Here is a 20,858-nt window from a genome sequence, read left to right as displayed (position 1 = left end):
GATTCTTCTCGATCGGCGTCTCGCTCGGCGTGTGCTCCCTGTCGTACCAACGCCGGACCGGACCGCAGCCCACGGCCACCGGCCCCGCTTGACCTCGGCATCCCGAAGCCGGTGGAGCGGGACGACGGCGGCTTCGAGGGCCTGACCGCCGAGCAGATCCCGGCGTCCGGTGCGGTCAGCGGTGCAGGGTGGTGACGGTGAGGCCGGGGGCGGAGCGGATCTCGGCCTCGGTGAAGCGCTCGGTCACCCACTGCTTGGCGGCGTAGCGGCGGGTCTGGTCGGTGAAGTGCGGGGAGGCCGGGTCGGCCGACTGCCCGTAGGTGAGCAGCGTTCGGGTACGCGGGCCCTGCCGGGTCAGCTCGGTGGCCATCAGGAAGCTGGAGCCGTGCGGGATACCCGCACCGGCCGCCGGGTAGGTGCCGCCGCCCGCGCCCGAACCCGGCTCGGCCGTCAGCACGTTGAAGCAGCCGAGCTGGCCGGCGCAGCCGTGCAGCGGGATGCCCGCCCAGCGCTGGACGGCTCCGATCGGGGCGTCCACCGGCAGCCCGGCGGCCGCCAGGCCGCGGACGGCGTCGGCGAAGGCGCGCTGCGCGTCGGCGTTGTCGGCGGCGATCCCGCGCGGGGTGGTCAGCGGCCGGGCCGGGTCGTACGGGACCGTCTGCCAGGCCCTGGTGCGGGTGCCCGCCAGCGCGTCGCGGTACGCCTGCCACAGGACGGTGCCCCGACTGTCGGCGTCGGCCCGGGTGTCCCAGGCGGCGAGCGCCTCGCACGCGGCACGCACGTCGACCGCCGGTCATCGCTCCACGGGACGAGGCGGCCCTCGCCCGCGAGACGTAGCCAGGCACCTGTGGAGTAAGGGGCATCCCCGATGCCCGAGCCGCCTTCTGGCGTGGCGCGGAAGCCTGGAGTTCCGGCCCGGCCTGCACGCTCGAAGGATCCAACCGATCACCTACAGTGGGGCGAATGGCCACTGACACCCAACCCATCGTCGTCGCCCCCTACGATCCAGCCTGGCAGGCACACGCACTCGCCCTCGCAACCGAGTTGCGCTCGGCACTCGCGCCGCTGCCCGTGCACATCGAACACATCGGCAGCACCGCGATCCCCGGCATGGCCGCGAAGCCGGTCCTCGACCTCCAGATCACCGTCACCGACCTTGCCGAAGCCGAACGCGCCTTCGACCAGCCCTTGGCCGCGAGGGGATTCCGGCGTTCCCCGTACCAACGCGACCACGTCCCGGCCGGACTCGACGACGACCCCGCGCGGTGGGCCAAGCGCCTGTGGCTGCGCCGCGGACACGCCGACGCCGACTGCAACCTCCACGTCCGCCTGCTCGGCTCCCCCAACGAACGCCTCGCGCTCCTCTTCCGCGACTGGTTCCGCGCGCATCCCGAAGCGGTGCCTGCCTACGCCCACTTCAAGACCGTCCTCGCCGGTGCGGTCGGCGACCTCGACACCTATGCCGACGTCAAGGATCCGGTCGTCGACCTCGTCATCACCGTCGCCAACTCCTGGGCCACCGAAGCAGGTTGGTCCCCGCACAGCAATTCGGCATAGCCTGCCGGACCGGACCGATCAGCCGGCCGGGCTGCGGGCGCGCAGGAGGCAGAAGACATGGCCCCCGGGGGTCTCCCACGTCCTCGCCCGCATGAAGACTTGGAATGGCCCGGATGATGTCCGCCGCAATCTGCTGATACGGGTGCGCCTCGGCGTCCGGGGCGATGGGGGTGACGTCCAGGGCAAAAGCGTAGGACGACCCAAACGACCTCGCTCGCCGGGGTGGTGGCGTGATGGCCAAGCCCTGCACCAGGGAGCAGCCGGACGGCACCCGGAGGGGCAACACGCGGGGGCTGAGGCGTCACTTCGTTGTGGCGGGGCGGAGCGCTCGTCGATTCGGTGCAGCGGGGCCGGAAAGGCGGGAGGGAAAGCCATTGCACCTGCCTGCCGCCTGCGACCACCGATCCGTCGGGGAATTGTTGCGGAAAGCATACTGAATAGCACTGTCGAAAATTTCCCAAATATGATATGATGTCAGAAATTGGCATTAGTGTTCCGGGTCATGGACAGTCACGCACACCAGCCCAGCCGCACCGCCCTGATGTCGGCCGCCGCCCGAGCGGCCCACCTGCTCGTCGACCAACAGCCGCCGATCTTCGCCGACACCCTCGCCGCCACCCTCATTGGCGAGGCCGCCGAGCAACTGCTCGACTATCACCGCGAGTTCGGCAGCCACCCGATCCTGGCCGGTGCCCGCACCACCGCCGTCACCCGCAGCCGCTGCACCGAGGACCGCCTCGCCGAGGCGGTGACCCTGCGCGGCATCGACCAGTACGTTTTGCTCGGCGCCGGTCTGGACTCCTTCGCCTGCCGCAGCGAACTCGCCCACAGTGTCCGGGTGTTCGAGGTTGACCACCCCCACACCCAGAACTGGAAGCGGAACCGGCTGACCGACGCCGGGATCACCGTCCCACACACGGTGTCCTTCGTTCCGTTCGACCTCGAACAGGGCGGGGCGCGCGCACTGACCGCAGCGCTGACGGCCGCCGGCTTCGACCCGCACCGACCGGCCGTGGTCGGCTGGCTGGGCGTCACCATGTACCTGAGCGTCGAGGTGATCGGCCAAGTCCTCTCCACCATCGGCGAGTTCGCGCCCGGCACTGAACTGATCGCTGAGCACCTGCTCCCCGCGGAACACCGCGACCCGGCCGGGCAGACCTATGCCGAGCACGTGCAGGCCGCAGCCGCGGAGGGCGGTGAGCCGTGGCGGACCTTCCTCACCGTCGAGGAGATGGAGACCCTGCTGCGCACCCACGGCCTGCGCCCGCTCAGCCACCTGCGCCAGCGCGATGCCGTGGACACCCACCTGTGGGAGGAACGGACGGACGCGCTGCGCCCGTTCGAACTCTCCGTGCTGAGCCATGCGGTGGTGCCCGAGCGGTGATCGGTGGCGGAGGCGCTCGCTTCGGTCACAGCCCGGCCGGGTCGTCCAGGACGGCGCGCAGGCGGGCGACGCACTCGGCGACGAACGCCGGGTCGGTGTGCCAGTAGTACGGCACTCCGCTGATCGCCACGGCCACCGCCCAGCCACAAGCCCGTTGCCACGTCGGCTCGTTGACGCCCAGCGCGTCCCGGTAGGCGTGGCGGGCGGCCGCTGGCATGTCCCACAGCGGGGCGTGTTCGGCGTCCGGGAAGCCGATCGACAGGCCGCCGAAGTCGATGATCGCGTGCAGTCGGCCGTCCCGGACCAGCAGGTTGGACGGCTTCAAGTCCCCATGCAGCCACACCCGGGGTCCGGCCGGGGCGGGGAGGTCGAGCGCCCCGCGCCAGATCGCCTGCAGGCGGTCGAGGTCCAGGTCGAGGCCCGGGAGGGTGCGGGCCTGCGCGAAACACTCATCGACCCGGTCGGCGCAGGGCGTCAACTCCCCACCCCGGTACCAGTGCAGGCCGCCCCGCTCGGCCTCGGGCGGCAGCGGGGCGGTGTGCAGGCTGCGGACCGCCCCCGCCAACTCCGCCCCGAACGCGCCCCAGTCGGGCACCGAACCGGGCCCCGGTTCGGTGCCCTCGATCCATCGGTACACCGACCACGGCAACGGGAACCCACCCCCCGGCACCCCCTCGTGCACCGGCTCCGGCACCTCGCACGCCAACTCCGGCGCCAGCCTGGGCAACCACCTCTGCTCCTTGCGCACCGCCTCCGCCGTCCCCGGCGTCCGCGGCAACCGCACCAGCAACTCGCCCCCGAGCCGGAACATCCGATTGTCCGTCCCCGACCCCGCCGCCCGAATCGGCAACTCGGCCCACTCCGACCGCTGTTCGGCCAACAGCCGGCGGACCAGGGCTTCGTCGGCCGGGAACTCGTCCTCGTGCAGTGTCATCCGTCGATCATTCACCGCACACCCGCCCGAGAGCGAACGAAATTCCTTCGCACGGCCGGAGCGCCCGTCGCCACGCTCCCGCTGTGGCATACGCATGGGACGTGGACCAACTGATCGAGGACGGCTTCGCGCCCGTGGCCGTCGAGCACGAGTGGGTAGGACGGGGGAGGCGCACCTGTTCCCGCGCGAGCTGCTCCACCGGGCACGGGAGCTCGTCGCCGCGCACACCGTACTGACGGTCGAGCCCGATCCGGCCTCCGTGCGCGCCTTCGGCCCGGACCTGAACGACCGGACGCGGCCTGGGTACCCGCCCACCGGGAGGGGCTTCGCCAGGCCGCCGGGACCGCGGAAACGATTCCGCCTCGGCCGGCCCGCCCGGCCTGAGGCACAGAGATGACCCGGCCCGCCCCGCTCTCGACGGGACGGGCCGGGCCGGGTGCGAACCGGCGAAGTGTCAGGGCTTGAGGATCAGGCGGATCGGGTTGCCCTGCTTGGTGTGCAGGCGCTCGACGGCCGCCGCGGCCTGCTCCAGCGGGAGCACCTCGCTGACCGAGCGGGAGAAGTCGAGTCGGCCGCCGGCGGCGAGGGAGATCAGCTGCGGGACGGCGTTCTCCTCCGAGCCGTAGTGGCCCAGGATCTGCTGCTGGAGGTAGGAGAAACGGACGCTGTTGGCGACCGTCAGCGGCTGGTCGGTCAGGCCGACGAGGACCAGGCGCCCGTGCGCCCCGAGGACGGCCAGCGCCTGCTCGCGGACGGCCGGGACACCGGCGAAGTCGAAGGCGGCGGCCAGGCCGGCCCCGCCGGTCGCGGCGCCGATCTTCGCGGCGAGCTGCGGGTCGGCGGAGTCGAGGACCACGTCCGCACCGAAGGCGAGAGCCCGTTCGCGGGCGGCGGGGGAGGGGTCCACGGCGATGACCGGGTTCGCGCCGATCGCCCGCAGCAGCTGCACGCCGTGCGCGCCGAGGCCGCCGACGCCCCAGACGCCGACCGGCTCGGCCGGGCGCACCTGGCCGGTGGTGGTGATGGCGGCCCACGGGGTGGAGACCGCGTCCGGAATGATCGAGCCCTGTTCGAACGGGATCGACTCGGGCAGCCGGACCAGGGTGTCCTTGCGGGCGAGCGCGTACTCGGCCCAGCCGCCGTCGTAGTCCACGCCGCGCGTCCAGGTGATGCCGTCGCGCTTCTCGCCGGCCTGCAGCACCACCCGGTCGCCGATCTCCCAGGCGCCCGCGTCCTCGCCCAACTCGGCGACGGTGCCCGCGACTTCGTGTCCGAGGGTGACGCTCTCGCCGGGGAGGTACAGCGGGGTGAGCGAGCCGTCGATCAGGTGGACGTCGGACAGGCAGACGCCGGCCGCCTCCACCTTGATCAGCACCTGGCCGGCGCCGGGGACGGGGCGCTCCACCTCCTCGACGCTCAGCTTGCGGGTGGGCAGGTGCAGGCGGACGGCACGCATCCGGGCCATGGTCGATCCTCTCCGGCCGGCGGCGTACGTGTCGGCGGCCTCGTTGCCGCAGCGCCCTGCCCGAGGTGTATCGCAAGGCGACTTGCATTGCCGAGGCTACGACGCGACACACGGCAATGCAAGGAGGCCTGCGTTAGGCTTCGGGCGTGTCGAAGGAGAAGCCGGTGGGACCTGCGGGGACGGACGCGGCCGAGGGCAGGGCCGCCACCCCGCTGCGTCGGCGCGGCGCCGCGATGCGGCGGGCCGTGCTCGACGCCACCGTGCGGCTGCTCGCCGAGGGCGGACTCGACGCCGCCAGCGTCTCGGCCGTCGCGGCCGCCGCCGGCGTGCACGAGACGTCTGTCTACCGCAACTGGGGCACCCGCGAGCACCTGCTCCGCGAGGCCCTCGCCGACTACACCGACCACGCCCTGCCACTGCCCGACACCGGCAGCCTGCGTGAGGACCTGCGCCAACTCCTCACCGCCCTGGGCGCGTTCCTCGACACCCCGGAGGGCCCGGCGCTGCTCCACCTGAGCATCGCCCCGGCCACCGCCGAGACCCGCAGCGGCCGCGACGCCTACTGGGCCGAGCGGCTGGAACGCGCCGAGATCCTGCTGCGCCGGGCCGCCGAACGCGGCGAGATCCGCTCGGACGCCGATCCCCGGGCGGCGGTCGAGGCGCTGATGAGCCCGCTGTTCGCCCGCCACCTGCTGCTCGGCGAACCCGTCACCCCCGCCTTCCTGGGCTCCCTGGTCGATCTGGTGGTGGACGGCCTGGCCCCGCGCTGAGCCGGCCGATGGACGTCCGGCACGAACCCGTCCCGTTCCGGCTGTAGAGAGCCTCGTCGCCCGAAGTACAAGATCTGTGACTCTTCCCCTTTCCGGTCTGTTCGGGTGAATCTTGATGTGCCGGGCCGATCTGGCTCGTTGACGATTCATCGGAACGAAGTGGGGGCACTGCCATGGGCGAAGACTGGTATGTGGACGATCGATGCACCGGGTGCGACGTGGCGCGGCAGCTCGCACCAGACCTGATCGTGCAGGTGGGCCGGGGCTCGGAGGTGGTGCGCCAGCCGCGCGACGCCGCCGAGCGGGCGCAGTTGAACGCGGCCGCGTTCGCCTGCCACACCCGTTCGATCCGCCGGCACTCGGGGCCGCTGGACGCGGCGGCCGACCCGTTCCCGCTGGCGATCGACGAGAACGTCCTGCTCTGCGGCCACAATTCGCGGCAGACGGCCGGCGCCAACTCCTACCTGCTGCGGCGGCCGGACGGCACCGTGATGATGATCGACACGCCGCGCTGGTCGGAGTCGCTCGCCGCCCGCTACGAGGCGGTCGGGCGGGTGACGGACGTCCTGCTGACCCACCGGGACCACGCCGCGCACGGCCGCAGCTACGCGGACCGCTTCAAGGCCCGACTGTGGATCCACGAAGGCGACTTGGCCGCCGCGCCGGACGCCGACCGGGTGCTGCGCGGCACCGATCCGGTCGAGATCGCCGACGGCGTGACCGCCCACCCGGTGCCGGGCCACACCGAGGGCAGTGTGCTCTACCTCGCCGACCGGCGGTACTGCTTCAGCGGCGACAGCATCTACTGGTCGCGCACCGCCGGCGCGTTGGCCGTCGCCGAACACGTCACCTGGTACTCGATCGAGGAGCAGGCCGCCTCGCTGGCCCGCGTCGCGCCCCTGCTGCACTTCGAATGGATGCTTCCGGGACACGGCGACCGCAAGCAGCTGACGCCCGGGCAGATGGCCGAGCAGTTGGGCGCACTGGTCGCCCACGCCGCCCAACTGGTCTCCAGCCCGGTGGACTTCGCCGCGCATCAGTGGTGAGAGGGGCAGATAGGGTGGCCCGGTGACCATTCGGGTGATCGTGCTCAACGGCGGCTCCAGCAGCGGGAAGAGCAGCCTGGCGCGCTCGCTCCAGGACCGGCTGCCGGAGCCCTGGCTGACCTTCGGGATCGACGGCCTGATCGAGGCGATGCCGCCCGCCCTGCTGGCGGAGGACGCCGGGATCGACCTCGGCGGCGACGGCGCCGTCACCGTCGGCGACACCTTCCGCCGACTGGAAGCCGCCTGGATGGCCGGCGTCGCCGCCACCGCCCGGGCGGGTGCGCGGGTCCTCGTGGACGACGTGTTCCTCTCCGGGGCGGACTCCCAACACCGTTGGCGTGAAGCACTGTTGGGCCTGGAGGTGCTCTGGGTCGGGGTCCGCTGCGACCCGGCCGCCGCGACCGCCCGCGAACGCGCCCGGCCCGACCGCACCCCGGGCATGGCCGCCGACCAGGCCCTGCGGGTGCACCACGGCGTCCACTACGACCTGGAGGTGGACACCACCCGCACACCCCCGTCCGAGTGCGCCCGAGCGATCGTGGAACGGCTGGAGCAGCTGAGCGCCAGTGGCCGTCACTAGCGTGCGGTGGCAAGGGTCACGCACCGCACGCCGACTTCCCGATGCGCCACTGTGAATGTGAACGAGGCTGTCTGGTAAGGATTTTGACGCTGCATTAGAATTCCTTGCCTCGGGGGTGAGGCGGATGGAGCCTGGCACTGCCGCGCCGAGCGACACCTCGGTGGTGAGGGTCCTCGGCCGGGACGGGCGGCCGGAGGGGGCCGGGTTCCTGGTGGGGCGGCGCGACGTGGTCACCTGCGCGCACGTGGTGGCCCGGGTGCTCGGCGTGGCGGCGGACGCGGCGCAGGCGCCGGGCGGTCGGCTGGAGGTGGACTTCCCCCTGGTCGCGCCGGGGCGGCGGACGGCCGCCGAGGTCACCGGGTGGACGCCGATCGCCCCGGACGGGTCGGGTGACGTCGCGGTGCTGCGCCTGGTCGAGGCCGCGCCCGCCCGGGCAGCCTCGGCCAGGGTGGTGGAGCAGGGCGCGGCATCCGACCGGCGGGTACGGACGTTCGGGTTCCCGGCCGGGCACGACGACGGGGTGTGGAGCGTCGGGTGGCTGCGCGGGCGGACGGCGGCCGGCTGGTACCAGTACGACACCGACCCGGCCGGGCAGCACCGGGTGCGCCCCGGCTTCTCCGGCGCACCGGTGTGGGACGTCGCCGAGGGCGGCGTGGTCGGCATGGTGGTCGCGGCCGACGGCGCGGGCGGCGGCCGGTCCGCGTACCTGATCCCCACCGAGACGCTGCGCGCCGGCCGTCCCGAACTCGGCCCGGCCGCCCGGCCGGTGAGCCCGTTCCGGGCACTGGAGCCGTTCGCGGAACGCCACGCCGACCGGTTCCACGGCCGCGAACAGCTCACCGGGCGGATCGTCGACCAGCTCGCCTGGGCGCCCGTGCTGGGCGTCGTCGGGCCGTCGGGCTGCGGGAAGTCCTCGCTGGTGCACGCCGGAGTGCTGCCCGGGCTGCGCCGCCAGGACGGACTCCACGTGGTGACGCTCCGCCCGGGGCAGCACGGCCGAAGCCCGGTCGAGGCGCTCGCGACAGCCCTGCTGCCCGCCCTCGAACCGGCCCTCAGCGAGACCGCCCGGCTGGCCGAACTCCCCGCCCTCACCGAGCTGCTGCGGGACGGCCGACTGCCCGAACTGACCGACCGGCTGCTCGCCCGGCAGGGCAAGGACCGCCTGCTGCTGATGGTCGATCAGTTCGAGGAGGCCCTCAGCGGCACCGAAGCCACCGACCTCGACACGCTGGCGGCCGCCCTCGCCGCCGCCCTGCGCCCCGGCTCCCCGCTGCGCGTGGTCACCGTCCTGCGCAGCGACTTCCTCACCGCCGCGCTCACCCACCCCGGCCTCGCCCCGCTGTTCGGCGGCGACCGCCTGGTCACCGTGGGCGCGATGACCGACAGCGAACTGCGCGCCGCCGTGCAGCGGCCACTGGAGGGCACCGGCGTCCGCTACGAGCCGGGGCTGGTCGACCGGATCCTCGGCGACCTCGGCGGCGACCCCGGCCGGCTGCCGCTGCTCGCCTTCACCCTCGCCGAGCTGTGGGACCGCCAGCAGGACGGCGCCATCGGCCACACCGCGTACGAGGCCCTCGGTGGCGTCGGCCAAGCACTGGCCAGGCACGCCGAGCAGCTGTGGACGGGCAGCCTGAGCGAGGACGAGCAGCGGGCGGCCCGCGCCCTGCTGGTCCAGCTGGTGCAACCCGGCGGCGACGGCACCGCCCCGACCCGGCGGACCGCCGCCCGCTCCGACCTGAACGACCGCCAGTGGCGGATCGCCCAGCGCCTGCTGACCACCCGGCTGATCGTCCCCGGCGCCGAGTACCTCCCCGCCGACGGGCCGCCCGAGGAGACCGTCGAACTCGCCCACGAGGTGCTGCTCACCCACTGGGACCGCCTGCGCGGCTGGTTCGAGGCGGACCGCGAGTTCCGCACCTGGCAGGCCGACCTGCGCCGGCGGATCGGCCGCTGGCAGGGCGACGGCCGTCCGGCCCGCCGCCTGCTGCGCGGCGCCGAACTGCGCGACGCCCGCACCTGGCAGCGCCGCCGTGCCGACGAACTGCCGCCCACCGAACGGGAGTTCATCGCGGCGAGCGTGCGCGGCAGCCATCGGCGATGGAGCACGGCGGTGGCCCTGACGGTCGTTCTCGGCCTGCTCGTGGGACTGGGAACGTGGGCCTGGCAGGACACCGTCCGGGACGAGGCGGCGACCACCGCCTCCGAGGTGCTGGTGCAGCAGTCCCGGGACGCCGACGGCGCCTTCGTCACCGACCGCGGCTCGTCCTACACCGCGCTGTTGCTGGCGATGCGCGCCTACCGCACCCGTGACACCGAGCAGACCCGGGCCCGGCTCGGCGAGATGTACGCCAAGTACGGCTTCGCCGACCTGCTCGTGCCCCGCTACCCGAGCTCCGAGTCGCCGCTCGCCGGGCTGACCGGCGCACTGCCCGCCGCGACGCTCACCGACGCCTCGGGACGGATGGTCGTCGGGTGGGCCGGGGACGGCACCGCGGTGGTGCTCCGCCTCGGCACCGACGGCGTGCACCGGCAGCCCACCGGCCGCCGCGCCGCCGTGATCGGCGTCAGTCCGGACGGCTCGGCGCTGGCGATGGGACACACCCCGCCGTTCACCGCGGACTCCGATTCCCGGGGACTGCCGGTCGAGCTGTACGACGTGCGGACCGGCGCCGTGCGGGAGCTGGAGAGGCCGGTCGAGGGCGACCCGCTGCGCTGGGACCTGGACGTGAGCGGGGTCCTGCCAGGCTTCGAACTGCCCGACCTCGCACAGGCCGGTGCGGACGGACTGACCCTGCCGACCCAGTACGCGCAGTTCTCCTTCTCGGCCGACGGCTCGCTGCTGCTGGCCCGCACCGGCGCCTTCGGCACAGCAGGGCGGGTGGTGCTGTGGGACACCGCGTCCGGGCGGATCAGGAAGGTGATGCCCGCCCCCAGCGACCTGAACGGCCAACTCTGGCTCGGCGCGGGCGGCGACAGCCTGCTCAGCCTGAACGAGGGCCTGGGCCGGGACATGGCGATCGTCCACTCGCTCAGACTCTGGGACCTGCGCGGCGACGCTCCCACCGGGCGGGAACTGCTGCACTGGGACGCCTCCGCCACGGACGGCCTGGTGGTCGGCGTCAGCCCGACGGCGGACCGGGCGGCGGTCGTGGAGAGCCGGATCGGGGCCGGGGGGACGGTCAGTCACCACCTGGTGGTGCACGAGCTGCCGAGCGGACACGTCCTCAGCGACACCACCAGCGACCAGCAGGTGGTGGCCTCCGGCGTCACGATCGCCCCCGGCGGCTCACACGCCGTGCCCTACCAGACCGACGGTGCCTTCCCCATCGCTGACAGCCGGCCCGTCGCCACCGGCCCGGACGACGGGCCCGTCCTGTCCATCGGCGGCAACTGGACGCTGGACCTGTTCGGTACCGAAGCCGAACCGGCGGTCCTGATGGCCGACCCCGGCCTGCTCGCCGTGGTGGCCGGCCGCGATCCGCTGACCCGCCTGCCCAAGCCCGGGCAGCGCCCCGACGCGGCGGACGCCGGGGCGCGGCTGGCCGCGCTCTGCCGGGCGCTGGGCGACGAGACACTGCCCGACGCCGCCGCCCGAAAACTCCCGCCCGGGGCGTACCGGGGGCAGGTGTGCAGCACCGGGAAGGAGTGACCTGACGCACGGAACACCGCTGGTGCGGTTCCCCCTCGGCGGCCCGGAGGACGGCTGCTCCGGGCACCTGGCGCCGGAGGTGGACACCGGAGCCGCCGCCGACCGACGGGACGTCAGTGCGCGCCCACCGCCGTGATCTTGACGATCGCGCGGCCCTCCTCGTCGGAGCCGTACAGGTCCACCTCCGCGGAGATGCCCCAGTCGTGGTCGCCGTTCGGGTCGTCGAAGATCTGCCGGACCCGCCACAGGCCCTCGTCCTCGACCTCCTCGATCAGCAGCATCTTCGGGCCGCGCGCGTTCGGGCCGGTGAACAGGTCGTCGTACTCCTCCCAGTACCCGTCCATCGCGTCCGCCCAGCGGTCCGCGTCCCAGCCGTCCTCGCCGTCGAGTTCGGCCAGCTCGTCGTAGTGCTCCAGCGCGCACAGCTCGACCCGGCGGAACAGCTCGTTGCGGACCAGCACCCGGAACGCCCGCGAGTTCGCGGTGACCGGCGCCGGCTTGTCGTCGAGGCGCACCTCGCCCGCCTCCGGCTCGGTCGGGTTGGCCAGCGCCTCCCACTCGTCCAGCAACGAGGAGTCGACCTGGCGGACCAGCTCGCCCAGCCAGGCGATGACGTCCTTCAGATCGTCCGTCTTGATGTCGTCCGGGACGGTCTGCTCCAGCGCCTTGAACGCGCCCGCCAGGTAACGCAGCACGATGCCCTCGGTGCGCGCCAGCTCGTAGAAGCCCACGTAGTCGGTGAACGTCATGGCGCGCTCGTACAGGTCGCGCACCACCGACTTCGGCTGCAACGGGTGGTCGCCGATCCACGGGTGCGCCCGGCGGTACACGTCATAGGCGTGACCGAGCTGCTCCTCCAGCGGCTTCGGGTACGTGATCTCCTGGAGCCGGTTCATCCGCTCCTCGTACTCGATGCCGTCACGCTTCATCTCCGCCACGGCCTCGCCGCGCGCCTTGTTCTCCTGCGAGGCGAGGATCTGCCGCGGGTCGTCGAGCGTCGCCTCCACCACCGAGACCACGTCCAGCGCGTACGACGGCGACTCCGGGTCCAGCAGGTCGAACGCGGCCAGCGCGAAGGTGGACAGCGGCTGGTTCAGCGCGAAGTTCTCCTGAAGGTCCAGCGTCAGGCGCACCGTGCGGCCCTCGGAGTCCGGCTCGTCCAGCTGCTCCACCACGCCGCCCTCCAGCAGCGAGCGGTAGATGGCGATCGCGGTCCGGATGTGACGGCGCTGCGCCGGGCGGTCCTCGTGGTTGTCGGTGAGCAGCTTGCGCATCGCCTCGAACGCGTTGCCCGGGCGGCCGATGACGGACAGCAGCATCGCGTGACTGACCTTGAACCGGGACACCAGCGGCTCCGGGTCGGCCCCGATCAGCCGCTCGAAGGTCTCCTCGGTCCACGAGACGAACCCGTCCGGGGCCTTCTTGCGGACCACCTTCTTGCGCTTCTTCGGGTCGTCCCCGGCCTTCGCCAGCGCCCGGTCGTTCTCCACCACGTGCTCCGGCGCCTGCGCCACCACCTGGCCGACGGTGTCGAAGCCGGCCCGGCCCGCCCGTCCGGCGATCTGGTGGAACTCGCGGGCCCGCAGGATCCGCACCCGCTGCCCGTCGTACTTGGACAGCGCGGTGAACAGCACCGTGCGGATCGGCACGTTGACGCCGACGCCGAGCGTGTCGGTGCCGCAGATCACCTTCAGCAGACCGGCCTGCGCGAGGCGCTCCACCAGACGGCGGTACTTCGGCAGCATGCCGGCGTGATGCACACCGATCCCGTGCCGGACATAACGCGACAGATTGCGGCCGAACTTGGTGGTGAAACGGAAGTTTCCGATCAGATCGGCGATCGCTTCCTTCTCCTGCTTCGAGCACATGTTGATGCTCATCAGCGACTGCGCCCGCTCCACCGCCTCCTTCTGCGTGAAGTGGACGACGTACACCGGCGCCTGACCGGTGTTGAGCAGCTCCTCCAGCGTGTCGTGGAGAGTCGTCCGCCGGTACTCGTAGAACAGCGGCACCGGGCGGGTCGCCGAACGCACCGCGACCGTCGGGCGGCCGGTGCGGCGGGTCAGGTCCTCCTCGAAGCGGCGGACGTCGCCGAGGGTCGCCGACATCAGCAGGAACTGCGCCTGCGGGAGTTCGAGCAGTGGGATCTGCCAGGCCCAGCCGCGGTCCGGCTCGGCGTAGAAGTGGAACTCGTCCATCACGACCTGGCCGATGTCGGCGCGCGGGCCGTCGTGCAGCGCGATCTGCGCCAGCACCTCGGCGGTGCAGCAGATGATCGGCGCGGTCGGGTTGACCGAGGCGTCGCCGGTCATCATGCCGACCTGCTCGGTGCCGAAGATCTTGCACAGGTCGAAGAACTTCTCCGACACCAGCGCCTTGATCGGCGCGGTGTAGAACGTCCGCTTCCCCTCGGCCAGCGCGGCGAAGTGCGCGCCCGCCGCGACCAGGGACTTGCCGGAGCCGGTCGGCGTCGCCAGGATCACGTTGTTCCCGGAGACCAGCTCGATCAGCGCCTCCTCCTGGGCGGGGTAGAGAGTGATGCCGCGCTCCGACGCCCACTCGGCGAAGGTCTCGAACAGCGAGTCGGGCGTGGCGGGTTTCGGCATCAGGTCCAGGAGGGTCACCCCGCTATCTTGCCCGTCCGGCATGACCATGGGCAAAGCTCGGGCCCGCACGGCCCGCCCGCGCCGCCGCCGGACCGTCCGGGCGATTCCGTTCCGTACCCGGCCTGTTGCTGCGCGTCACGGGAGCGATCGGGCCGCCCGCCCCCGCAACCCGCCTGGGGGTTCTTCCGTGGAAGAAACCCCTGGCGCAAGCGAGTTGCCCGCCCGACCGCTGCTCCGGTGACGGTGACGGTGACGGTGACGGTGGGGCCGGCCGCGGCGTGCACCGAGGCGGTGGCCGCGACCGGCGTGGCCTGACGGCGGTGGGTGATTCAGGGGCAGGTGACGACCTGGCCGGCCCAGGACAGGCCGCCGCCGAAGGCGAACAGCAACACCCGGGCGCCGGAGGCCAGTTCGCCACGCTCCACCAGCTTCGCCAGCGCCAGCGGGACGGAGGCCGCCGAGGTGTTGCCCGAGTCCGCCACGTCCCGGGCGATCACCGCGTTCTCCGACAGGCCCAGCTTCTGCACCAGCGACTCGATGATGCGCAGGTTCGCCTGGTGCGTCACCACCCCGTCCAGCTCCGCCGGGCTCAACCCCGCCGCCCGGCACGCCTGCTCGGCCAGCGCCGGCAGTTCCGTGGTCGCCCAGCGGAACACCGCCTGCCCGTCCTGTTCGAACCGCGGGTGCCAGTCGCCCAGCAGCCGCACCGCGCTCGCCCGCGAGGGATCCGACCCCCACACCACCGGCCCGACGCCGGCTTCCGTGCCGTCGGTCGCCGACAGGACGGCCGCGCCCGCGCCGTCGCCCAGCAGGATGCAACTGCGGCGGTCCGTCCAGTCGGTGACGTCCGACATCTTCTCCGCGCCGATCACCAGCGCGTGGCGGGCGGCGCCCGCGCGCAGCGAGTGGTCGGCCAGCGAGAGCGAGGTGCAGAAGCCCGCGCAGCCGTTGTTCACGTCGAACGCCACGGCGGACGGGATCCCCAGCCGGGCCGCGACCTGCGCCGCGGTCGACGGGCACCGGTCCATCGCGCTGCAGGTGGCCACCGTGATCTGCCCGATCTCCGCCGGGTCCAGCCCCGACGCCGCCAGCGCCTTCGCGGCGGCGGTCGTGGCGAGATCCGCCACCGACTCGTCCGGCCCCGCGATCCGCCGGGTGGCGATGCCCGTTCGCCGCCGGATCCACTCGTCGTTGGTGTCCACCATGGTCGCCAACTCGTCATTGGTCAGCACCCTGCCGGGCTGGTGGTGGCCGAGACCAGTGATACGGACTCCGGGCATGGCAGTTCCCTTCCGCAACAACGGCCACCGGCCGGTGCCGGGGGCAACGGCCGCGAATATAGCAACCGATCGGTCGGAAGCTAAAAGCCGAACCGCCGACCGCCGCCACCCGCCGGGGCTGCTGACCCGCCCGGAACGGACCCCGCTGGGGCGGCCGGGCTGTCGTCAGCGGGTGAACTCCTCGATGGCCGCCGGCGTGACGGGGGTGAAGAAGTTGACGAGGTTGCCGTCCGGGTCGCGGAGCAGGAGTGAGCGGTTGCCCCAGGGCATCGTGGTGGGCCCGGCCACGAAGTCGGTGACGGAATCGGCCAGGTTCCGGTGCACGCCGTCCACGTCGGTGACGAGGAATTCGATGATCACGGAGTTGTTGTCGGCCGGACGGGCGGAGCCGGGCGCGAACAGTGCCACGGTGCGGGTGCTGCCGATCGCGAGGGTCGCGCCGGCGGTCCGCAGTTCGGCGAAGTCCTCGGTGGACCAGTCCGCCCGCACTCCGGTGGCCCGCTCGTAGAAGCCGACGAGGCGCGCGATGTCGTCGGTGATGATCCGGGTCGAAACGAAGTCCATGGTGCTCTCCTCGGGTCGGTGAAGCCGTTGCCCCCCGGACGCTAGAGCAGATAGTGGACAGAATCGGTCCGGTATCGGCGCTAGGCTCCTGGACATGGCTCGACCCACCAGCCGCGTGCTCACCCTCCTGGAACTCCTGCAGTCGGGCGGCGTCAGAACGGTGGCCGAACTCGCCGGCCGGCTCGGCGTGGACGGGCGCACCGTGCGGCGGTACGTGGACCACCTGGTCGAGCTCGACATCCCCGTCGAGGCGGTCCGTGGCCGTTACGGCGGGTACCGGCTCGCCCCCGGGTACCGGCTGCCGCCGCTCATGCTCAACGACGACGAGGCGCTCGCGGTGCTGCTCGGCCTCGTCGCCGGCCGCCGGACGGGGTTGCTGACGGCGACCGGGACCGCGGGCGAGACCGCAGCGGCCAAGATCCGCCGGGTCCTGCCCGAGCGACTGGCCCGCCGGCTCGACGCCGTCATGGAATCCCTCGCCTTCACGGCTCCGCCCGGCGAGTCCGCCACCCCGGAGACCGGCGTCCTGCTCGCCATCGCCGATGCGGTACGCCACCGCCGCCCGATCGCGATCAGGTACACCACCCGGGACGGCCGACGGAGCGAACGCGCCCTGCACCCGTACGGGATCGTCACCCATGAGGGCCGGTGGTACGTCACGGGCGCCGATCCCGGGATCGGCCAGGACCGGACTTTCCGCCTCGACCGCATCGCGGACGCGAGGACGCTGCCGGGTTCGTTCGAGCCGCCCGCCGGACTCGATCCGGCCCAGCACGTCCTGTCTGGGCTCGCCAAGGCTGCGTACCGGCACGAAGTGACCCTGCGGATCCACGGGACGGTCGAACAGATCCGCACCCGACTGCCGGCCAGCGTCGCGAGCGTGGCGGAGGCCGCGCCGGCGGAGGGCGACACGCACACCGAGCGGTGGCTCCACGTCGAAGTGCGAGCAGAGCGGCTCGACTGGTTGCCTCCCGTCCTCGCCTCGCTCGACCGGCCGTTCGTCATCGAGCGCCCGGACGAACTCCGCGACCTCGTCCTCGCGCTCGCCGAGCGGCTCACCGCCTCTGCCCGCCGAGCCTGACGCCGCTGTCGGCCATCCTGCGGCCATCCTGTGGTCGGTCGGTCGGGCCCTGGAAAAGGAGTTTCGGTGCCACGGGAGCCTATTCCGGCAGCTCACCGAGCGGGGGGATCACATCGAGCTGCTGAAGGAAGCCGAGAATGTCCTTGTCCGACCACTTCTCGGCGAGCTTCCCGTTCTCGATGCGGTGAACCACCGTCGCCGTCATGGTGATCGGCCGCCCGGTTGCCGGGATGCCCGGCAGGTCGCCCACGCTCGTCCCGCGCCCCGTCAGCCGGGTCACGACCTTGTCGCCCTCCGCGATCTGGTCCTCGATCTCGTGCACCCCGGGTGTGGCCTCCCAGAACAGCCGGAACGCCTGCTTCAAGCCCTCACGCCCGGGCGCGAGCCCCGGGAACGGCGGCGGCGAGTGGTCCACGTAGTCCTCGGAGACCAACTCGTCCATGGCCTCCAGGTTGCCCGCATCGATCTCCCGATAGAACCGGCGGACCAGACTCTTGTTCTCCTCGACGGACATGGGCGCCTCTCTGCAGGTTCGACCGCGCCGCCGGACCGGCGCACGACGGCTGCATCCTCGCCCGCCGACTCCCCCCGCCACGCCCTCGGCGCGCCACGGACGCGGTGGCCGTTCACTCAGAAGCAGCCCCTCCGGACCGCTCGGCGTGCCGCGTCACCGCCCGCCCCCTGACCTGCCGATCCACCAGGCACACGGGTTCACCGCGCCAGGTCGGCACCACGTAGGATTCGCGACCGGGGTGCCGACCTGGCGCCGCCGGTCCGGGCAGCGTGACGGAGGTGGACCGATGAGCCCGCGCAACACCGTGGCCGAGGCGCGTCGGACCCGGGCCCGGATCATCGACCGGAGCGTGGCGCTGGCGTCCGTGGACGGGCTCGAAGGCCTCACCATCGGACGGCTCGCCACCGATCTCGGGCTCAGCAAGGCCGGCGTGCTGGGCCACTTCGGTACCAAGGAGACCCTCCAACTCGCCACCCTGGAACGGGCGTCCGCGCTCTTCACCACCCTCGTCTGGGAGCCGGCCGCGCACGCCGAGCCCGGGCTGCGGCGGCTGCGCGCCGTCTGCGAGAGCTGGATCGCGTACCTGGAGCACGCCCGCGAGATCTTCCCCGGCGGCTGCCTGTTCACCACCGCCGCCGTCGAGTTCGACGCCCACGACGGGCCCGTCCGCAAGAACGTCGCCCGCCTGCTGCTGGTGTGGCGCCGCCGCCTGGCCGGCGAGGTCCGGCTCGCGATCGAGGCCGGAGAACTGCCCGCCGACACCGATCCCGAGCAGATCGTCCACGAGCTGACCGGTATCTACCTGGCGCTCAACCAGTCCCTCCAGCTCCTCCGCGACCCCCTCGCCGCCACCCGCACCCGCCACGCCCTGAACCGCCTGCTGCCCCCGACCGCCTGACGGACGCGGACGCCCGGTCACTCGAAGTCGGGCCGGGCCACCGCCGTTTCGACATCGGCGCCGGGCGGGGACGCGTGGGGCGGGTGGGGTGTCCGGGGGGCGCGGTCGGTGGTGGACGCGCGGGGTGAATTCCGCTCCGTAAAACGTACGATCCGGAAATCGTCCCTGTATTGAATTTCCGTCGTCTTCCGCGTGGCACACCGGCATTTCCCGTGCACCTCCTAGTCTCGACGATCTACGGTGCCTCTTCCGCCGGGCCTTCGAGCGAGGAGTACGACTATGAGTCGTGTCGTCAGGGCTGCCCTGTTCCAGACCGCGTGGACGGGCGACAAGGAATCCATGATCGCGGCGCACGAGACGGCCGCACGGGAGGCCGCCGCGCAGGGAGCGGAGATCATCGGGTTCCAGGAGGTGTTCAACGCGCCGTACTTCTGCCAGGTGCAGGAACCCGAGCACTACGGGTGGGCCGAGCCGGTGCCGGACGGGCCGACCGTGCAGCGGATGTGTGCGCTCGCGGGCGAGCTCGGAATGGTGATGGTGGTGCCGGTCTTCGAGATCGAGCAGGCCGGGTTCTACTACAACACGGCCGCCGTGATCGACGCCGACGGCCGCTTTCTCGGCAAATACCGCAAGCATCACATTCCGCAGGTGCACGGATTCTGGGAGAAGTACTACTTCAAGCCCGGAAATCTCGGCTGGCCGGTGTTCGACACGGCGGCCGGCAAGGTCGGCGTGAACATCTGTTACGACCGGCACTTCCCGGAGGGCTGGCGGGCGCTCGGGCTCGCGGGGGCGGAGATCGTCTACAACCCGTCGGCCACCAGCCGCGGCCTGTCCGCCTACCTGTGGCAGCTGGAACAGCCCGCCGCGGCCGTCGCGAACGAGTACTTCGTGGCGGCGATCAACCGGGTCGGCGTCGAGGAGTACGGCGACAACGACTTCTACGGCAGCAGCTACTTCGTGGACCCGCGCGGGCAGTTCGTCGGCGAGGTCGCCTCCGACAAGCGCGAGGAACTCCTCGTCCGCGATCTCGACCTCGGCCTGATCGACCAGGTCCGGCAGCAGTGGGCGTTCTACCGGGACCGCCGGCCGGACGCCTACGGCCCGCTGACCGGGGCGTGAGCGCGATGACCCGGACCCTGATCACCGGCGGACTGGTCGTCACGGCCGCCGAGGAGATGCCCGCCGACGTGCTGATCGAGAACGGCACCGTCCTCGCACTCGGCCTGCCCGGACGCCACCAGTGGGCGGCGGAGCGGGTGTTCGACGCGAGCGGCAAGTACGTGATTCCGGGCGGGGTGGACGTCCACACCCACATGGAGCTGCCGTTCGGCGGGACGTACGCCTCCGACACCTTCGAGACCGGCACCCGGGCCGCCGCCTGGGGCGGCACCACCACCATCGTGGACTTCGCCGTGCAGTCCAAGGACGCCTCGCTGCGCGCCGGACTCGACGCCTGGCACGCCAAGGCCGACGGGCGCTGCGCCATCGACTACGGCCTGCACATGATCATGTCGGACGTCAACGAGTCGACGCTGCGCGAGATGCCCGGACTGATCGGCGAGGGCGTCACCTCGTTCAAACTGTTCATGGCCTACCCGGGCGTCTTCTACTCCGACGACGGCCAGATCCTGCGCGCCATGCAGCAGGCCGCCGAGACCGGCGCGCTGATCATGATGCACGCCGAGAACGGCCCCGCCATCGACGTGCTGGTCGAGCAGGCTCTCGCCCGCGGCGAGACCGACCCCCGCCACCACGGCGAGGTCCGCAAGGCGCTGCTGGAGGCCGAGGCCACCCACCGCGCCGTCCAGCTCGCCCGGGTGGCCGGCGCACCGCTGTACGTGGTGCACGTCTCCGCCCGCGAGGCGCTCGCCGAACTCGCCGCCGCCCGCGACCTGGGCCTGCCGGTGTTCGGCGAGACCTGCCCGCAGTACCTGTTCCTGTCCACCGACAACCTCGCCGAACCGGACTTCGAGGGCGCCAAGTACGTGTGCTCGACGCCCCTGCGGCCCAAGGACCACCAGGCGGCGCTGTGGCGCGGGCTGCGCACCGACGACCTCCAGGTGGTCTCCACCGACCACTGCCCGTTCTGCTTCAAGGGGCAGAAGGAGCTCGGCCGCGGCGACTTCTCGAAGATCCCCAACGGCCTGCCCGGCGTGGAGAACCGGATGGACCTGCTGCACCAGGCCGTGGTGGACGGCCACCTGACGCGCCGCCGGTGGATCGACATCGCCTGCGCCGCGCCCGCCCGGATGTTCGGCCTGTACCCGCGCAAGGGCACCCTCGCGCCCGGCTCGGACGCCGACGTGGTGATCTACGACCCGCACGCCACCCACACGCTGTCCGCCGCCACCCACCACATGAACGTCGACTACTCGGCGTACGAGGGCCGCACCGTCACCGGCCGGGTGGAGACCGTGCTGTCGCGCGGCGAGGTCGTCCTCGACCGCGGCCACTACCTCGGCCGCCCCGGACACGGTGCCTTCCTGCCCCGTTCCACCTGCCAGTACCTCTGAGAAAGTGGGGATTT

17 protein-coding genes are annotated in these 20,858 nt (G+C 72.3%); 10 read left to right on the top strand and 7 right to left on the bottom strand.

What is annotated here, in order from left to right; translation table 11 throughout:
• Positions 1-175 precede the first annotated feature (175 nt).
• Positions 176-781 carry a penicillin acylase family protein gene (locus tag ACFV18_RS03665; RefSeq protein ID WP_380478812.1) on the bottom strand — a complete coding sequence of 202 codons (606 nt, stop codon included), beginning with the start codon at positions 779-781 and terminating at the stop codon, positions 176-178.
• Positions 782-963: 182 nt separating this feature from the next.
• Here ACFV18_RS03665 and ACFV18_RS03660 point away from each other — a divergent pair, with 182 nt between their 5' ends.
• A complete protein-coding gene (locus tag ACFV18_RS03660) occupies positions 964-1,557 on the top strand; it encodes a GrpB family protein (RefSeq protein ID WP_380478810.1) in 594 nt (197 codons plus the stop codon).
• A 502-nt stretch (positions 1,558-2,059) separates the two neighbouring features.
• Positions 2,060-2,941 carry a class I SAM-dependent methyltransferase gene (locus ACFV18_RS03655; RefSeq protein ID WP_380478808.1) on the top strand — a complete coding sequence of 294 codons (882 nt, stop codon included), beginning with the start codon at positions 2,060-2,062 and terminating at the stop codon, positions 2,939-2,941.
• A 25-nt stretch (positions 2,942-2,966) separates the two neighbouring features.
• On the opposite strand, the gene ACFV18_RS03650 is transcribed toward ACFV18_RS03655, so the two are convergent.
• Positions 2,967-3,875: an aminoglycoside phosphotransferase family protein gene (locus ACFV18_RS03650; RefSeq protein WP_380478806.1), complete on the bottom strand. Its 909-nt coding sequence runs from the start codon at positions 3,873-3,875 to the stop codon at positions 2,967-2,969.
• 454 nt (positions 3,876-4,329) lie between these two features.
• The gene (locus ACFV18_RS03645; protein WP_380478804.1) at positions 4,330-5,340 is read right to left on the bottom strand and encodes a zinc-binding dehydrogenase; all 1,011 of its coding nucleotides are present in this window, start codon (positions 5,338-5,340) and stop codon (positions 4,330-4,332) included.
• 233 nt (positions 5,341-5,573) lie between these two features.
• Here ACFV18_RS03645 and ACFV18_RS03640 point away from each other — a divergent pair, with 233 nt between their 5' ends.
• The 4 genes from ACFV18_RS03640 to ACFV18_RS03625 all read left to right on the top strand — a co-directional run bounded on the left by ACFV18_RS03640 (position 5,574) and on the right by ACFV18_RS03625 (position 11,385).
• Positions 5,574-6,110 carry a TetR-like C-terminal domain-containing protein gene (locus ACFV18_RS03640; RefSeq protein ID WP_380479250.1) on the top strand — a complete coding sequence of 179 codons (537 nt, stop codon included), beginning with the start codon at positions 5,574-5,576 and terminating at the stop codon, positions 6,108-6,110.
• Positions 6,111-6,283: 173 nt separating this feature from the next.
• Positions 6,284-7,156, top strand: coding sequence for an MBL fold metallo-hydrolase (locus ACFV18_RS03635; RefSeq protein ID WP_380478802.1), 873 nt, complete (start codon positions 6,284-6,286; stop codon positions 7,154-7,156).
• 22 nt (positions 7,157-7,178) lie between these two features.
• Positions 7,179-7,736: a chloramphenicol phosphotransferase CPT gene (gene cpt, locus ACFV18_RS03630; protein WP_380478800.1), complete on the top strand. Its 558-nt coding sequence runs from the start codon at positions 7,179-7,181 to the stop codon at positions 7,734-7,736.
• A gap of 124 nt (positions 7,737-7,860) precedes the next feature.
• On the top strand, positions 7,861-11,385 hold the full coding sequence (locus tag ACFV18_RS03625; protein ID WP_380478798.1) for a trypsin-like peptidase domain-containing protein: 3,525 nt from the start codon (positions 7,861-7,863) through the stop codon (positions 11,383-11,385).
• A 113-nt stretch (positions 11,386-11,498) separates the two neighbouring features.
• Here the strand turns inward: ACFV18_RS03625 and ACFV18_RS03620 are convergent, their stop codons facing one another.
• The 3 genes from ACFV18_RS03620 to ACFV18_RS03610 form a co-directional block, all read right to left on the bottom strand.
• Positions 11,499-14,033: a DEAD/DEAH box helicase gene (locus ACFV18_RS03620; RefSeq protein ID WP_380478796.1), complete on the bottom strand. Its 2,535-nt coding sequence runs from the start codon at positions 14,031-14,033 to the stop codon at positions 11,499-11,501.
• A gap of 287 nt (positions 14,034-14,320) precedes the next feature.
• Positions 14,321-15,271: a beta-ketoacyl-ACP synthase III gene (locus tag ACFV18_RS03615; RefSeq protein ID WP_380478794.1), complete on the bottom strand. Its 951-nt coding sequence runs from the start codon at positions 15,269-15,271 to the stop codon at positions 14,321-14,323.
• Positions 15,272-15,436: 165 nt separating this feature from the next.
• Positions 15,437-15,835 (bottom strand): VOC family protein, encoded by a 399-nt coding sequence (locus ACFV18_RS03610; RefSeq protein WP_380478792.1) that lies wholly within the window; start codon positions 15,833-15,835, stop codon positions 15,437-15,439.
• A gap of 94 nt (positions 15,836-15,929) precedes the next feature.
• Between ACFV18_RS03610 and ACFV18_RS03605 the strand changes: the two genes are divergently transcribed.
• Complete coding sequence (locus ACFV18_RS03605) at positions 15,930-16,916, top strand: helix-turn-helix transcriptional regulator (RefSeq protein WP_380478790.1); 987 nt, start codon at positions 15,930-15,932, stop codon at positions 16,914-16,916.
• A 79-nt stretch (positions 16,917-16,995) separates the two neighbouring features.
• Here ACFV18_RS03605 and ACFV18_RS03600 read toward each other — a convergent pair whose 3' ends face one another.
• Complete coding sequence (locus ACFV18_RS03600) at positions 16,996-17,430, bottom strand: ester cyclase (protein WP_380478788.1); 435 nt, start codon at positions 17,428-17,430, stop codon at positions 16,996-16,998.
• Between the two features lie 286 nt (positions 17,431-17,716).
• On the opposite strand from ACFV18_RS03600, the gene ACFV18_RS03595 reads away from it, so the two are divergent.
• From ACFV18_RS03595 to hydA, 3 genes are all read left to right on the top strand, one after another.
• Positions 17,717-18,328, top strand: coding sequence for a TetR/AcrR family transcriptional regulator (locus tag ACFV18_RS03595; protein ID WP_380478786.1), 612 nt, complete (start codon positions 17,717-17,719; stop codon positions 18,326-18,328).
• Between the two features lie 279 nt (positions 18,329-18,607).
• Positions 18,608-19,450: a nitrilase-related carbon-nitrogen hydrolase gene (locus ACFV18_RS03590; protein WP_380478784.1), complete on the top strand. Its 843-nt coding sequence runs from the start codon at positions 18,608-18,610 to the stop codon at positions 19,448-19,450.
• A gap of 5 nt (positions 19,451-19,455) precedes the next feature.
• Positions 19,456-20,844, top strand: a complete 1,389-nt coding sequence (gene hydA, locus ACFV18_RS03585) for a dihydropyrimidinase (protein ID WP_380478782.1) — start codon at positions 19,456-19,458, stop codon at positions 20,842-20,844.
• Positions 20,845-20,858 lie beyond the last annotated feature (14 nt).

The sequence above is a fragment of the Kitasatospora sp. NPDC059673 genome, from assembly GCF_042734215.1.
In the GTDB taxonomy this organism is placed as follows: Bacteria; Actinomycetota; Actinomycetes; order Streptomycetales; family Streptomycetaceae; genus Kitasatospora.
This window is presented reverse-complemented; position numbering and strand designations above follow the sequence as displayed.